Raw genomic sequence first — 13,296 nt, forward strand, 5'->3', positions numbered from 1 at the left:
TTTTATTCAACGCGGTGCACGCACCTTGATGCCCGCAGCGTCTAGCGCCAGGCGTGTCGCTTCTGCAAGGTCCAGCGCGCCCGGCGTGTCGCTGTGCAGGCAGATCGAATCGAATTCGATGCTCAGGTCCTCACCCTCGACAGTACGCACCAGACCTTGCAGGCACGCGCGCACCACTCGGGCTGCGACTTCGGTCGGGTCCAGGGCGCGTACGTGACGGGTGAAGACGATGGAGCCGCTGAGGTCGTAAGCGCGATCAGCGTAGAACTCGCGGATCACCGGCTGGCCCAGCTCCTCAGCGATCTTGCAGATAACCGAACCGGGCATGCAGTAAAGCAGCAAATCGGGCTCCAGGCGCTGCAGGTTTTCCACCAGCAGGCGGGCTGCGGCTTCGTCCCTGGCCAGGTGCATGTACAAGGCACCATGGGGTTTGAAATGCTGCAAGGCCACGCCCTGCACCCGCGCCAATTCGCGCAGGGCTCCCAGTTGGTAGAGCATGTCGTCGACCAGTTCCTGAGGCGTCGAGTTGATATGCCGGCGACCAAAGCCGACCAGATCGCGGAACCCCGGGTGTGCGCCGATGGCAACGCCCAGGCGTTTTGCCTGCTCGATCGTGCGGCGCATGGTGCCAGGGTCACCCGCGTGAAAACCGGTCGCAACATTGGCGGAGCTGATATAGGTCATCAATTCAGTATCGACGCCGTCACCAATGGTCCACGCGCCAAAGCTTTCACCCATGTCCGAGTTGAAATCCACCTGCATGGCTGTTGCTCCTGTGGCTGGCCGGACAAGGGGCTATCCGGCTTCATGCAAACCACGTTAAATTCAGTCGCACCCCTTGGGTAGATCTATTAACAGATACGCTATCTTCTGAAAAACAGATACCCCGCCCGGTAGAACCTCTGTCTGGAGTGCTTATGTCCCTGACCCTGCGCCAGGTCCGTTATTTCGTGGCAACTGCCGAGATCGGGCAGATATCGCAGGCGGCCATTCACCTGAACATTTCCCAATCGGCGGTCACCACGGCGATCAAGGAACTGGAGGGCATGCTCGGCACCCTGCTGTTTCAGCGCTCGGCGCAGGGCATGAGCCTGACTGAAGCAGGCCGCCACTTTCTCAACAGGGCTTACGTCATCCTGCGCAGCGTCGATGATGCGCTGAACAGCCCGCTGCCCGATATCCGCGCCAGCGGCGTATTGCGCCTGGCCGCCAGCTACACGGTCATCGGCTACTTCCTGCCGCATCACTTACAGCGCCTGGAACACTGGCACCCGGACGTCGCCATCGAGGTGCATGAGCAGGAACGACAAGCCATCGAACAAGGCCTGCTGCAAGGTCGCTTCGACATGGCGGTGGTGCTGACGGCAAACATCACTCACCCGGATATCATCTCGGAAACGTTGTTCAACTCCGAGCGCCGCCTGTGGCTGTCCAGCCATCACCCACTGTGCCAACGCGCTTCTGTCAGCCTCGCCGATGTCGCGCAGGAGCCCTATATCCTGTTGACCGTCGACGAAGCCGAACAAAGCGCCATGCGCTACTGGGAACTGGCCGGGCAACAGCCCAACGTCAGAATCCGCACCAGCTCGGTGGAAGCCGTACGCAGCATGGTCGCCAACGGCAGCGGCGTGGCGATCCTTTCCGATCTGGTGCATCGTCCCTGGTCGCTGGAAGGCAAGCGTATCGAAACGATCACCGTCACCGACACGGTAACGCCCATGAGCGTCGGCCTGGCCTGGCACCGCGAACGTGAATTGAGCCCGGCCATGCAGGCCTTCCGCAACTATTTTCATGACGCATTTCTGGCCCCGCAGCAGCTGTCGGCACGGCGTTGAACTACCCGTACGCTATTGCTGATGGCGTGCCGGTGGCCGAGCGACAGGCGCATGCTCGGCCATCAGCTCGGTGATCCAGCCGATAAACACGCGGACCTTGATGCTGATGTGCCGGTTCGGCGGGAAGGCCACGTACATCGGCATGCTGTCCAGCTGCCAGTCTTCGAACAACGGGACAAGGGCTCCGCGCTCCCGATACGGCCTGGCCATGTAGTCCGGTAGCCAGAGAATGCCCATTCCGGCCAACCCAGCGGCAACGTAGGCATTGCCATCATCCACCGCCAGCGTATAGCGCCCCTGTACATGGACCTTTTCTCCGTCGCGGTGCATGGCATAGGGCAGCGCCTTGCCGGTGCGCGCCCACAGATAGCCGACGATGCGATGGGCCGAGTCTTCGAGTTCTTGCGGATGAACAGGCGTGCCCATACGCTGCAGATACTCCGGCGCGGCGTAAACGCCCAGTTGCAGGTCGCCCACCCGCCGCGCCATCAGCGACTGATCGGCTATTTCGCCACCCCGCACCACGCAGTCGACGTTCTCGCCAATCAGATCGACCATACGGTCGCTGACGCCCATATCGATCTGAATGTCCGGATAACGCGCATGAAAGCCTGGCAAGGCGGGCATCAGCAGCATGCTGGCCAGCGGGCTGGGCACGTCCACGCGCAATCGTCCTCTGGGCAGCGACGCTGCACTGGACAGACTGGTCTCAGCGTCATCCATGTCGGCCAGCAGCCTGACCACGCGCTCGTAAAACACCGCACCGTCGGCAGTCACGTTGACCCTCCGCGTGGTGCGATTGAGCAGCTTGACCCGCAAACGGGCCTCCAGTTGCTGCACCAGTTGCGTCACGCTGGTCTTGCTCATGTGCAGCGTAGCCGCAGCCTTGGTGAAACTGCCGGTTTCCACCACGCGGGCAAACGCTTGCATTGCGTCGAAACGATCCATCCTCGCCCCCGCCTGTCTTGCCTCATCAGCCTGTCGATTGTTTGGGTTTCCCAAACAGTGCTGAGTACGGTTGCTCGTTTATCGCGCTGACGCAAGACCCTACTGTGGCTTCAACGCTGATTTCAGCTTTCGTACCCAAGTGTTGATGGAGACACCCATGACCCAACGTGACGTCGTTTTTCCGGCTGGCCGCCAGGCGCTTTACGAGCGCAATCGCTATTCGCCCGCCCTACGCTCCAATGGTTTTCTGTTCGTGTCCGGACAAGTCGGCAGTCGCGAAGACGGCTCACCCGAGCCGGATCTGGAGAAGCAGGTGCGCCTGGCGTTCAACAACCTGAATGCCATCCTGCTGGCCGCCGGTTGCACGTTCGACGATGTGGTCGACGTGACAGTGTTCATTGTCGATCCCGAGGCCAGGTTCGAGCGGATATGGAAAGTGATTCCAGAGTTCTGGGGCGACGCGCCGCACCCGACCCTGACCGGCGTCGGTGTGACCTGGCTGTATGGCTTCGATTTCGAGATCAAGGTCATCGCCAGGCTGCCGGAAGCCGTCGAGCAATAACCGGGCGGCGCAGGTCCGCTCAGCGGCGAATCGGCACCACGCGCTCGCTTGCATCCGCTGCCAAAGGCTCTTCGAAATGCTGGAAAAACTGCCCGGACACCACATGATCGAGAAACTGCGCCTGCTCTTCGGTGGCCAGACGTATCGGCGAGTAGCCGTCGGCATCGGGCACAGCGAAAAGGCGCGCCTTGCGTTCGTGAGCCACCGCGATGAACGCCCTTTTCTCTTCGTCGGACATCAACGAAAAGTAATCGGAAAGATTTTCCAGCGAGCGCACCGCCAGATCCTGGTCGAGCTGCTTGTCATCCGTGAACATCAAATGCCAGACGAAATCGAAAGAAAGCTCAGCGAGGGCACGCATAGACGGGGTTCCGTGGGGTCGAGAGGTGCGAGATTCACTGTTCGCTACGATTCGGTCAAGCGCTAAAGGATGACCTGCGTGAGGCGTAGCGTTTAAAGCAGGAAAATGTCGCATTTGCGGGTATGTTCCTGGCTAGACACGCTCGGACGCACAGTGGGGATTCTCGATCAGCAGCGCCATGCCCTGCCCGCCGCCGACGCAGGCTGCCGCGATACCGTAGCGCAGGCCCGTATCGCGCAATTGCCGGGCCAGGGTCATGACCAGACGCAGCCCGGTGGCGGCCAATGGATGGCCCAGGCCCAGTGATCCACCCAGGCAGTTGAGCCGCTCGTGGTCAAGCTCCAGCGTTTGTGCCACTGCCAGAACCTGAGCGGCCTGCGCTTCATTGATTTCCAGTCGACCGATATCCCTCAGTGCCAGCCCGCTGCGCTGCAACAGCAAGCGGATCGCAGGTGCGGGGCCAATACCCATGAACTCTGGGGCGACACCCGTCACCGCGCTGGCCAGCAGGTGCGCCAACACCGGTCGCGTCGATTGTGAAGCACGCCCCACCAGGGCCGCCGCCGCGCCATCGACCACCGCACAGCTATTGCCTGCGGTCTGCACACCGTTCGCGTGAATGGCGCGCAGACGCGACAGCGCTGCCAGATGGGTCGCACGCGGATGGCTGTCCTGCGCGACCACTTCAACCCCTCGCGGCAACTCGATGCCGCGCGGCTGATAGCCTTCCAGCGCAAAGCGCTCGCTGCTGACCGGGACAATTTCCTCGGTCCATTTGCCGGAAACCTGCGACTGCAGCGCCCGCTCATGGCTGAGCAAGGCATAGCGGTCCACTGCTTCACGGCTCAACCCATGCCGTTTGGCGAGGTTGTCTGCGGTGGCGATCATGTCCATCGCCGGTGCCGGGTCATACAGCGCTTCCCAGAGAAAATCCTTGAACTGCACGGCGGCACCGAGCGAGAAGCCATTGCGGTGGGTATAGGCCGCGATCGGGTTGCGCGACATGGACTCGGCGGCGACGCACAGCGCCATCTGCCCGCCTTCGCCCACGTGCAAGGCGGCCTGGCGCAACAATTCGAAACCGGTGGCGCAGATGCGCTGCACACCCAGTGCCGGAACGCTTTGCGCGACGCCGCTGTACAGGCCGATGTGCCGGGGCAGCAGGTACGCATCGAAACTGGCCTGCTCCATCGAACCGGCCAGTACGCTGTCGACCTGATCCGGCTCGATGTCAGCACGCGCCAGGACCTCGCGGCCGACCTTGATACCCAGGTCGATGGGCGAGACAGCCGCCAGAGCGCCGCCCAGATCCACCCAGGGCGTGCGCACCGCATCGAAGATGGCCACGTCGCTGAATGCCGAATACTGCCCGCCGCCACTCATGCCTTGGGCGCTGCCCTGAGCTTGTCCGGGGCCTGATCACGGTACAGCGCTTCGACCTTGTCTGCGCGCCACTGCAGGACGGCGCGCTGGTTGATCGACCCCTTGTCGGTGATTTCGCCGCGATCAATGGACGCGGGCTGATCAAGCAGCACGATCCACTCCAGCCGGCTGGCGTTGCCGTTCGCGCCCTGGTTCAGGCGCGCCAGCCAGTCGGCGAACCATTCGCGTACCGGCGCACTGGCCAGTACCTGTGCATCCGTGGCCTGTGCATCCAGCGCGGCCAGTTGCCGACACTCGTGCACCCTGGGAAACACCAGCGCCCCGAGGCATTCGCGGTCAGGCGCGGTGATGACCACATCCTGCACGTACGGTGAGCCTTCCAGCACCGCGCGGTTGCGCATCGGCCCGACGCTGACGAACACGCCCGACGACAGTTTGAAATCCTCGGCCAGTCGCCCGTCGAACATCAGGCCCAGCTCCGGTGCAGCAGGATCGGCAAGCTTGATTGCATCGCCGGAGCAATAGAAGCCGTTCTCGTCGAACACTTCGGCCGTCTGCTGCGGCGAGCGCCAGTAGCCCGGCATGATGTGCGGACCACGAAACCGCCCTTCGAGCTTGCCATCCACCGGCACCAGACACACTTCGCATCCCGGTGCGGGCAGGCCGATGTACCCGGCCACCGACAAGGGCCCGGTAGTAAAGGTGCAGGACGGCGCAGCCTCGGTCATGCCCAGCCCGGCCATCATGCGAATCCGCTCGCCGCAATGCTGCTCGGCCACCCGGTCAAGACGATCCCAGATGCTTTGCGACAGGCCGGCAGCGGCGAAGAAGAACAGCTTGATGCGCGAGAAGAATCGCTCGCGCAGCTCGGCGTCCTGCTCCAGTGCGCTGACCAGCTCCTCCCAGCCCTTGGGCACGGTCAGGTAAGCGGTAGGCGAAATTTCCTTGAGGTTGCGCAAAGTCTCGGCGAAGCCTTGAGCGGTGGGCTTGCCGTTGTCCAGATAGAACGTGCCGCCGTTGTACAGCACGATACCGATGTTGTGACTGCCGCCGAAGGTATGGTTCCAGGGCAGCCAGTCGACCAGCACGGGCGGTTCTTCGCCGAACACCGGGAACGTCTGCAACAGCATCTGTTGATTGGCACACAGCATGCGCTGGGTAGTCACCACCGCCTTGGGCAGTTTGGTCGAGCCCGAGGTGAACAGAAACTTGGCGATGGTGTTGGGGCCGCTGGCCAGGAAAGCAGCCTCGGCCTCGCTGCCACCCGGCTCTTCGAGCAGGCTGGAGAAGCTCAGATGAGGCCTGCCATTGAGCTGCCCGCGTACAGTGATGACGGGCGTGTCCGCAGGAATGATCGCATCGATGGCACGCTGGAACGGCGCGGCATCGCTGACAAATACCAATCCTGGCCGCAATACGTCGCAGACGTGGCGTAACTTGGCGAAATCCTGAGACATGACCGAATACGCCGGTGATACCGGGCAGTAGGGAATGCCGGCGTACATGGCGCCCAGAGCAAGCTGCAAATGCTCGATGTCGTTACCTGACAGCAGCGCCAGCGGTCGATCGGCGGAAAGGTCGTACGCCAGCAGGCTCTGTGCGATAGCGCGCACATCAGTCAGCATCTCGGCATAACTGACCTTGCGCCAGCCGCCACGGCTGTCGCGGGCGGCAATGAAGGTCTGTTGCGGACGCAACTGCGCCCAGTGCACCAGTCGGTCAAGCAGCCGGTCGGGCAATCGTGCCAGGGGCTCCAGGGAACGCATGTGCAGAACGCCCTGCTCTTCCCGCACCTCGATGGGCGGGTGGCCGATGGAGACCTGGCGGTAGCGCGGTTGATTATCTTCACTCTGCAGCGTTGACGATCTGATATCGGAACTCACGTGCGTTCTCTCCATCAAGGTACGCAGGCGCCAAACGCCATGCAGCGGTTCGGGCCAAGCGTTGCAGCACCAGGCTGCAGCCTTGTTATTGTTGTGCCTGACTCACCGGCGGCCCAGTCTTGTGCAAAGACCGTTGCCGCCGGCCTGGAAGGGTTCAGATCGGAGGGTTCAGATCGGATGCCTCATATCGGATAGTGCCGTGCCCCGTTTTGCAACGTCACCCAGCGCAACTGGGTAAAGTGCTCGATCGAAGCCTTGCCGCCGAAACTGCCATAGCCACTGGACTTCACCCCGCCGAAGGGCATTTGTGCCTCGTCGTGCACGGTGGGTCCGTTGATATGGCAGATCCCGGACTCGACCCGTTGCGCAAGCGCCAGGGCCCGGCTGGTATCACGACTGAAAATCGCCGCCGAGAGACCGAACTCCGAATCGTTGGCCAGCCGCAACAGCGCCTCGTCACCGTCGCCGCGCAGCACCACGGCCACCGGGCCGAAGGACTCTTCGCGGTACAGGCGCATGGCATCTGTCACACCATCGAGCAGCGTCGGTTGCAGAATGCTGCCCTGCAACTGCCCGCCAGTTACCAGCGTTGCGCCAAGCGCCACCGCGTCGTCGATCAAGCCCTTGATGCGCGTCCCGGCACCCACGTCGACCAGCGACCCGAGAACCGATTCACTGTCATCCGGATTACCGGCGCGCAAGGTTTTGATCTTGGCCGTCAGCTTGGCAACGAAGGCGTCGGCGATCTTGTGGTCCACGATCAGTCGTTCGGTGGACATGCAGATCTGGCCCTGATTGAAGTAGGCGCCAAAGGCTGCGGCCTCCACTGCTGCGTCGAGATCGGCGTCGTCGAGCACCAGAAACGGTGCCTTGCCACCCAATTCCAGCAGTGCCGGTTTCAGATACCGTGCCGACAGTTCACCGACAATGCGGCCTACATGCGTGGAACCGGTGAAATTGACCCGTCGCACTGCCGGGTTGGCAATCAGACGATCGACAATCGCTGGCGCATCGGCCGGCGCGTTGCTGATCACGTTCACCACACCGTCACCCAGTCCGGCGTCCTGCAGCACCTGGCCGATCAGCCGATGCACGGCGGGGCTGAGCTCCGAAGCCTTGAGCACCACGGTATTGCCGCAGGCGAGTGGCATGGCGATAGCACGCGTGGCAAGAATCACCGGCGCATTCCACGGCGCGATACCGAGGACCACACCGCAGGGCTGGCGCAGCGCCATGGCAAAATTGCCGGGAACATTGGAGGGGATGACATCGCCGGTAATCTGCGTCGTCATGGATGCCGCTTCACGCAGCATGTTGGCGGCCAGCTGTACGTTGAAGCCGTACCAGTTGGCCATTGCTCCGGTTTCGCCGGCCGCAGCGATGAATTCGCCGCTGCGGGCCTGCAACTGCGCGGCAGCTTCGAGCAGACGCGCCCGACGCTCGCCGGGCACCATCGCCGCCCAGCCGGGGAACGCAGCCTGAGCGGCTGCGACCGCCGCATCGGCATCTTCCAGAGTCGCCGCGGCCACCCGCGAAACCACCTCGCCAGTCACCGGGTTGCAGCGTTCAAATGTACGTCCGTCACTCGCGGGGCACGACTGGCCGCCGATCAGCAGGGGCACGTCCAGCATGGTGATTCCTCTTTATTATCTTTATCAGGAACTACAGACTCGGTTTTAAAATTTCTGGTTACCCGACTAGCGCTTGTACGCTTCCAGACCAGGCTTGATGCTCTTGTCATCGAGGAACTGCTTCATGCCCTGCTCGCGCCCGCCTTCCTTGTCCAGCAGACGTGACTGGTCGAGCTTGGCGTACAGGTAATCTTCGTTCTGCTCCCAGGTCAGTTCGCGGCAGCGTTTGAAGCCGTGCTTAGCGGCGCGCAGTACCACCGGATTTTTTTCCAGCAGATTGTTGGCCAGATCGATGGTCACCTGACGCAGTTGCGCCAGCGGTACACTTTCATTGACGAGGCCCATTTCAGCGGCCTTCTGACCGTTGAAGGTTTTGCCGGTCATGATGTAGTACAGCGACTGACGGTGGCCCACGGTGTCGGCCATGGCCTTGCTCACCAGGTTGCCGGGCGGAATACCCCAGTTGATTTCCGACAGGCCGAAAGTCGCCTCATCGGCGCAGATCGCCAGATCACAGGCCACCAGCGGGCTGAAACCACCACCGAAGCACCAGCCGTTGACCATCGCGATGGTCGGCTTGGCGTACATGCGCAACATCTTCCACTGCCACTGGGAGGCTTCGCGACGGATTTTTTCCTGAAGAATTTCCGGTCCGGCGTCCACCTCGCGGAAATACTCCTTGAGGTCCATGCCAGCGGTCCACGCCTCACCCGCACCGGTCAACACCAGAACGCCCGCATCCGGATCCTGCTCGAGGGTTTCCAGCACATCGATCATTTCGCGGTTCAGGGTCGGGCTCATGGCGTTGCGTTTTTCCGGCCGATTGAGGATGACCCACGCAATACCTTGCTCGATCTCGACCTTGATGGTTGACCAGCGGCCTTCATATTTGCTCATGGCGATGCTCTCTTGTTCTGGGCTTGAAGATGACTCAAAGCTAAACCGCAAATATAGTTATGTCAATTAACTGTTATTCATATTAATCAAAATCTCGGCACTCCGTCCGAACAGGCGGGTCACAGTCACTTAACCCCATAGCTATCGTTCGCCAACCTCGGCAAACTGATCGGCTGATTGACCCATCAAACCACAAGGACCGCATTTTCAATGGCCAAGCCATCTGACATCGCCGACGTTTGCCAGACACCCGTACAGGCTGCCGAGGCACGTTTGCCAACGGATTCTGCGCTGGATGATCTGATCGGTTATGCCATGCGCCGCGCACAGCTCAAGCTGTTCCAGAACCTGATCGGACGTCTTTCCGCACACGACCTGCGCCCGGCGCAGTTCTCGGCACTGGCGATCATCGAGCAGAACCCGGGTCTCATGCAGGCAGACCTGGCCAAGGCGCTGGCGATCGAACCGCCTCAGGTCGTCCCGTTACTGAACAAGCTCGAAGAACGCGCGCTGGCCGTCCGGGTGCGTTGCAAGCCGGACAAACGCTCGTACGGCATCTTTCTCAGCAAAAGCGGTGAAACACTGCTGCGCGAGCTGAAACAGATCGCCGTGGACAGCGACCTCGAATCCACCGCAGCGCTGGATCAAAAGGAACGTCAGGACCTGCTCAGGTTGCTGAAAAAGGTGTATCAATCGTAAACGGCTTCCCTGCCGTCAAGGTGGGGATAGTTACCAGAGCGGCAAGCTGTATTGCACGATGAAGCGTGTCTGGTTCTCGTCACGAAACGCTGCACCTGCCGGGAAGTCGTTGCGATAGATCGACTTGCGCGCCAGCAGCCCGACGTTCTTCAGCGGACCGCTTTGTACAACGTAGCCCAGCTCCATCTGAAACTCACGCTCCTTGCGATCATCGGCATTGAAAGCGGCCAGCTCGATGTTGTCGCCGCGCACATAACGCAGGCGACTGCGCAGCCCGACCAGCCCGATGGCCGTGAAGTCATAGTCGTAGATGGCTTGCCAGGTGCGCTCCTTGGCGTTGAGGAAGTCCGAGCTCATGGTCATCTCGCTCAACCCCATCAGCTCGGTACCCGAGACATAAGGCGTCGCCGTGTCGCCACTGGAATGCATGTAGCCAAGGCTCACGCTGTGCCCTCCCCACTTGTAGCCAAGCAGCGCGGACAGGTTCTGGTTGTCTACTTCGCCGGCCTTTGCACTGCCGGTATCGCGGCTGAAAAAGCTGCGCAGGTCGGTGGTCAGCACGCCGTCGCCAATCGCCAGCTTGTGCAACAGGGCCAGGGTGTTCTGGGTATAGAGATCGTCTACCTCGGCGTGATACGCACGCAGGCTCAGGTCCTTGTCGACCTGATAATCGCCTCCGGCATAAGCCATGTGCGACGACGTTGCCGCCCCGTTGAAACGGCGGTTCGGTGAAGCGATGCTGATGGCCTGGTAGTTGCTGGAGTCACGCTTGTTGACCCGGTCGATGTAGCCCGCGTTGAGGGTCAGGTCATCAATGTCCTTCGAGGTCAGCGTGGTGCCACGGAAGGTCTGCGGCAACAGTCGCGAGGGACTGGCGAAAGCGAACGGCAGGAAAATCGACACATCACCGGTCTTGACCGTAGTTTCGTGGAATTTCAGCTTGCCGGTCAGAGCCAGCCGCGAATACTCGTCAGCCGCCCGGCCATCACTGGCGGATGCCGGCAACAGCTCGGTGCCGCTGCGGTCTGGCGAAGAATCCAGTTTCACCCCGACCAGCGCTCGCGCGTCCAGTCCGAACCCTACCGGTCCCTGGGTAAAACCGGATTCCGCGTTCATGATGAAGCCCTGCGCCCACTCCCGAGTCGCAGTCTTGGCGCCATCATCCTTGTAATCGCGATCCATGTAGTAATTGCGCAGCGTCAGGGTGCCGTGGCTGTCATCCAGAAAACCCTGCGCCTGTGCAGGGTCGGGAATGGCACTGATACCCAGCAGGCCCAGCGCGAGGCCACAACGTTTTCCACGAAAAAAGGGAGCTGACACAGCGCTTGCTGCATCATGAGCGAGCTTCGACATGTTCGGTGTCCACTTATTGTTGTTGTTTTTGGAGTCGGTCCGGCGCTTGATTGCAGGTCCGTGAGCAGAGAATTGAAAGATTCTGCGGCCACGTCAATCCAAAGTGATCGATAATCGAACATTAATATTATTAACTACTTTACCAGTCGCTCGACATTCATCTTCTAACTCAATGTTTTTAAAAGACTAAGATCCGTTTTTTACGAGTATTTCGACCAGATTCAATTTTTAGTTATTTTTATTACCTTGATAACTACCTGTCACAACGCCTCGATTGGCGCTAGGGAACAGGCTTTTCTCCACAACAAAAACAACAATGAGGCTTGCCATGAACAGTCCGTTACGTCGATCGACGCTGACCATTGTCTTGTGTTTTATCGTTGCGCTCATCGAAGGTTTCGACCTGCAAGCTGCCGGAACGGCGGCCGCCGGGTTGCGTCAGACCTTCGCCCTTGATCCAAAAATGATGGGCTGGGTGTTCAGCGCAGGGATCATTGGGCTGCTGCCTGGCGCGTTCTTTGGCGGGTGGATTGCCGATCGCATCGGCCGCAAGAAGATCCTGGTGAGCGCAGTACTGCTGTTCGGGGTCTTTTCGCTGAGCACTGCGTATGTCGAGAGCTTTTCCGGCCTGTTGCTGGTGCGCTTCATGACCGGCCTGGGTCTGGGGGCAGCGCTGCCCAACCTGATTGCCTTGTGCGCCGAAGCCGTCAGCGAACGTCACCGCGGGCTGGCCATCAGCGTCATGTACGCAGGAGTGCCATTGGGTGGTGCCCTGGCGGCGGTCGTGGCCATGTTCACCAGCGAGCACTGGCAGACCACGTTCATCATCGGCGGTCTGGTGCCGCTGCTGGTGGTTCCACTGATGATCCTGTTGCTGCCCGAGTCCAGCGCTTTCAGACAGCAGACCAGCGCTGGCAGCGTTCGGTATTCAAGCGCCACTGCGTTGTTCGGCGAAGGCCGGGCGCGCACGACGCTGGCCTTGTGGCTCGGTTACTTCTTTACCCTGACCGTGATGTACATGCTGCTCAACTGGCTGCCTTCACTGCTGATCGGTCAGGGTTTCAGCAAGCCGCAGGCGGGCATGGTGCAGATGTTGTTCAACATCGGCGGCGCACTGGGATCGCTGTTGGGCGGGCTGTTGCTCGATCGTTGCAATGGTATCAAGGTGGTGCTGTTTGTTTATGCCGGTTTGCTCGCGGCGCTGGCAGGCGTGGGTCTGTCGGTCGGTATCGTACCGATGGCCATTGCCGGGTTTGCAGCCGGGGTATTTGTCATTGCCGCGCAGTTGGTGCTGTATGCGCTGGCCCCACCCTCCTACCCGACCTCGGTACGCGCCACCGGTGTGGGTGCTGCAGTGGCCATCGGTCGTCTCGGTTCGGTCGCCGGCCCCCTGGCGGCCGGGCAATTGCTGGGCGCTGGCGCTGGAACCGCCGGCGTACTGCTGGCCACCTCGCCAGGTCTGGTGATTGCGGCACTGGCGGCGATCACCGTGCTGTCCAGATCAATCACCGTCGAGAAGCGTGAGCTCAAGGCTGCAGAGTCGAGCTGATCAGACGCTATGCCATCGTCCCCACGCTCTGCACCCACCGTTATGCACAAGTCGTGTGGGAGCGAGCTTGCTCGCGAAGAGGTCGGTACAGCCTCCAGAAATAGAGCGTTTGGACTAACGTCTTTGTGAGCTATGCGGCTAGCCTGGCGTCCTGCCAGGCTACCCCCGGATCAGCGCCAGGACTCAGCCGTCACT

At 61.1% G+C, this 13,296-nt stretch carries 12 protein-coding genes; 4 read left to right on the forward strand and 8 right to left on the reverse strand.

Going from position 1 to position 13,296, the window contains the following annotated elements:
- Nucleotides 1-6: 6 nt before the first annotated feature.
- On the reverse strand, nucleotides 7-762 hold the full coding sequence (locus P406_RS22915; protein WP_003416851.1) for a 5-oxoprolinase subunit PxpA: 756 nt from the start codon (nucleotides 760-762) through the stop codon (nucleotides 7-9).
- A gap of 155 nt (nucleotides 763-917) precedes the next feature.
- Here P406_RS22915 and P406_RS22920 point away from each other — a divergent pair, with 155 nt between their 5' ends.
- On the forward strand, nucleotides 918-1,835 hold the full coding sequence (locus P406_RS22920) for a LysR family transcriptional regulator (RefSeq protein ID WP_003410683.1): 918 nt from the start codon (nucleotides 918-920) through the stop codon (nucleotides 1,833-1,835).
- A 12-nt stretch (nucleotides 1,836-1,847) separates the two neighbouring features.
- Here P406_RS22920 and P406_RS22925 read toward each other — a convergent pair whose 3' ends face one another.
- The gene (locus P406_RS22925; protein ID WP_046237454.1) at nucleotides 1,848-2,783 is read right to left on the reverse strand and encodes a LysR family transcriptional regulator; all 936 of its coding nucleotides are present in this window, start codon (nucleotides 2,781-2,783) and stop codon (nucleotides 1,848-1,850) included.
- Nucleotides 2,784-2,940: 157 nt separating this feature from the next.
- Between P406_RS22925 and P406_RS22930 the strand changes: the two genes are divergently transcribed.
- On the forward strand, nucleotides 2,941-3,345 hold the full coding sequence (locus P406_RS22930) for a RidA family protein (RefSeq protein WP_003394156.1): 405 nt from the start codon (nucleotides 2,941-2,943) through the stop codon (nucleotides 3,343-3,345).
- A 19-nt stretch (nucleotides 3,346-3,364) separates the two neighbouring features.
- Here P406_RS22930 and P406_RS22935 read toward each other — a convergent pair whose 3' ends face one another.
- From P406_RS22935 to P406_RS22955, 5 genes are all read right to left on the reverse strand, one after another.
- Complete coding sequence (locus P406_RS22935) at nucleotides 3,365-3,706, reverse strand: hypothetical protein (protein ID WP_003410688.1); 342 nt, start codon at nucleotides 3,704-3,706, stop codon at nucleotides 3,365-3,367.
- Nucleotides 3,707-3,838: 132 nt separating this feature from the next.
- On the reverse strand, nucleotides 3,839-5,089 hold the full coding sequence (locus tag P406_RS22940) for a thiolase family protein (protein ID WP_046237455.1): 1,251 nt from the start codon (nucleotides 5,087-5,089) through the stop codon (nucleotides 3,839-3,841).
- Complete coding sequence (locus tag P406_RS22945; protein WP_046237456.1) at nucleotides 5,086-6,972, reverse strand: feruloyl-CoA synthase; 1,887 nt, start codon at nucleotides 6,970-6,972, stop codon at nucleotides 5,086-5,088. Before P406_RS22945 ends, P406_RS22940 begins: the two co-directional genes overlap by 4 nt.
- Before the next feature lie 182 nt (nucleotides 6,973-7,154).
- Nucleotides 7,155-8,603 (reverse strand): aldehyde dehydrogenase, encoded by a 1,449-nt coding sequence (locus tag P406_RS22950; RefSeq protein WP_046237457.1) that lies wholly within the window; start codon nucleotides 8,601-8,603, stop codon nucleotides 7,155-7,157.
- A gap of 66 nt (nucleotides 8,604-8,669) precedes the next feature.
- Nucleotides 8,670-9,500 (reverse strand): p-hydroxycinnamoyl CoA hydratase/lyase, encoded by an 831-nt coding sequence (locus P406_RS22955; RefSeq protein ID WP_003401024.1) that lies wholly within the window; start codon nucleotides 9,498-9,500, stop codon nucleotides 8,670-8,672.
- Between the two features lie 210 nt (nucleotides 9,501-9,710).
- Between P406_RS22955 and P406_RS22960 the strand changes: the two genes are divergently transcribed.
- Nucleotides 9,711-10,199, forward strand: a complete 489-nt coding sequence (locus P406_RS22960) for a MarR family winged helix-turn-helix transcriptional regulator (protein WP_046237458.1) — start codon at nucleotides 9,711-9,713, stop codon at nucleotides 10,197-10,199.
- A gap of 30 nt (nucleotides 10,200-10,229) precedes the next feature.
- Here P406_RS22960 and P406_RS22965 read toward each other — a convergent pair whose 3' ends face one another.
- Nucleotides 10,230-11,552, reverse strand: coding sequence for an OprD family porin (locus P406_RS22965; protein WP_046237459.1), 1,323 nt, complete (start codon nucleotides 11,550-11,552; stop codon nucleotides 10,230-10,232).
- A gap of 328 nt (nucleotides 11,553-11,880) precedes the next feature.
- Here P406_RS22965 and mhpT point away from each other — a divergent pair, with 328 nt between their 5' ends.
- Nucleotides 11,881-13,101 (forward strand): 3-(3-hydroxy-phenyl)propionate transporter MhpT, encoded by a 1,221-nt coding sequence (gene mhpT, locus P406_RS22970; protein WP_046237460.1) that lies wholly within the window; start codon nucleotides 11,881-11,883, stop codon nucleotides 13,099-13,101.
- The last annotated feature ends 195 nt before the right edge of the window (nucleotides 13,102-13,296 follow it).

This window comes from Pseudomonas syringae pv. coryli str. NCPPB 4273 (assembly GCF_000972175.1).
GTDB classification, from domain to species: domain Bacteria; phylum Pseudomonadota; class Gammaproteobacteria; order Pseudomonadales; family Pseudomonadaceae; genus Aquipseudomonas; species Aquipseudomonas syringae.

Excerpts from the sequence above, each read along its gene's own strand:
- P406_RS22960 (WP_046237458.1), top strand. The coding sequence starts at position 9,711 with ATGGCCAAGCCATCTGACATCGCCGACGTTTGCCAGACACCCGTACAG.
- P406_RS22925 (WP_046237454.1), bottom strand. The coding sequence starts at position 2,783 with ATGGATCGTTTCGACGCAATGCAAGCGTTTGCCCGCGTGGTGGAAACC.
- P406_RS22935 (WP_003410688.1), bottom strand. The coding sequence starts at position 3,706 with ATGCGTGCCCTCGCTGAGCTTTCTTTCGATTTCGTCTGGCATTTGATG.
- P406_RS22950 (WP_046237457.1), bottom strand. The coding sequence starts at position 8,603 with ATGCTGGACGTGCCCCTGCTGATCGGCGGCCAGTCGTGCCCCGCGAGT.
- P406_RS22955 (WP_003401024.1), bottom strand. The coding sequence starts at position 9,500 with ATGAGCAAATATGAAGGCCGCTGGTCAACCATCAAGGTCGAGATCGAG.
- P406_RS22930 (WP_003394156.1), top strand. The coding sequence starts at position 2,941 with ATGACCCAACGTGACGTCGTTTTTCCGGCTGGCCGCCAGGCGCTTTAC.
- P406_RS22940 (WP_046237455.1), bottom strand. The coding sequence starts at position 5,089 with ATGAGTGGCGGCGGGCAGTATTCGGCATTCAGCGACGTGGCCATCTTC.
- P406_RS22920 (WP_003410683.1), top strand. The coding sequence starts at position 918 with ATGTCCCTGACCCTGCGCCAGGTCCGTTATTTCGTGGCAACTGCCGAG.
- P406_RS22915 (WP_003416851.1), bottom strand. The coding sequence starts at position 762 with ATGCAGGTGGATTTCAACTCGGACATGGGTGAAAGCTTTGGCGCGTGG.
- P406_RS22965 (WP_046237459.1), bottom strand. The coding sequence starts at position 11,552 with ATGTCGAAGCTCGCTCATGATGCAGCAAGCGCTGTGTCAGCTCCCTTT.
- mhpT (WP_046237460.1), top strand. The coding sequence starts at position 11,881 with ATGAACAGTCCGTTACGTCGATCGACGCTGACCATTGTCTTGTGTTTT.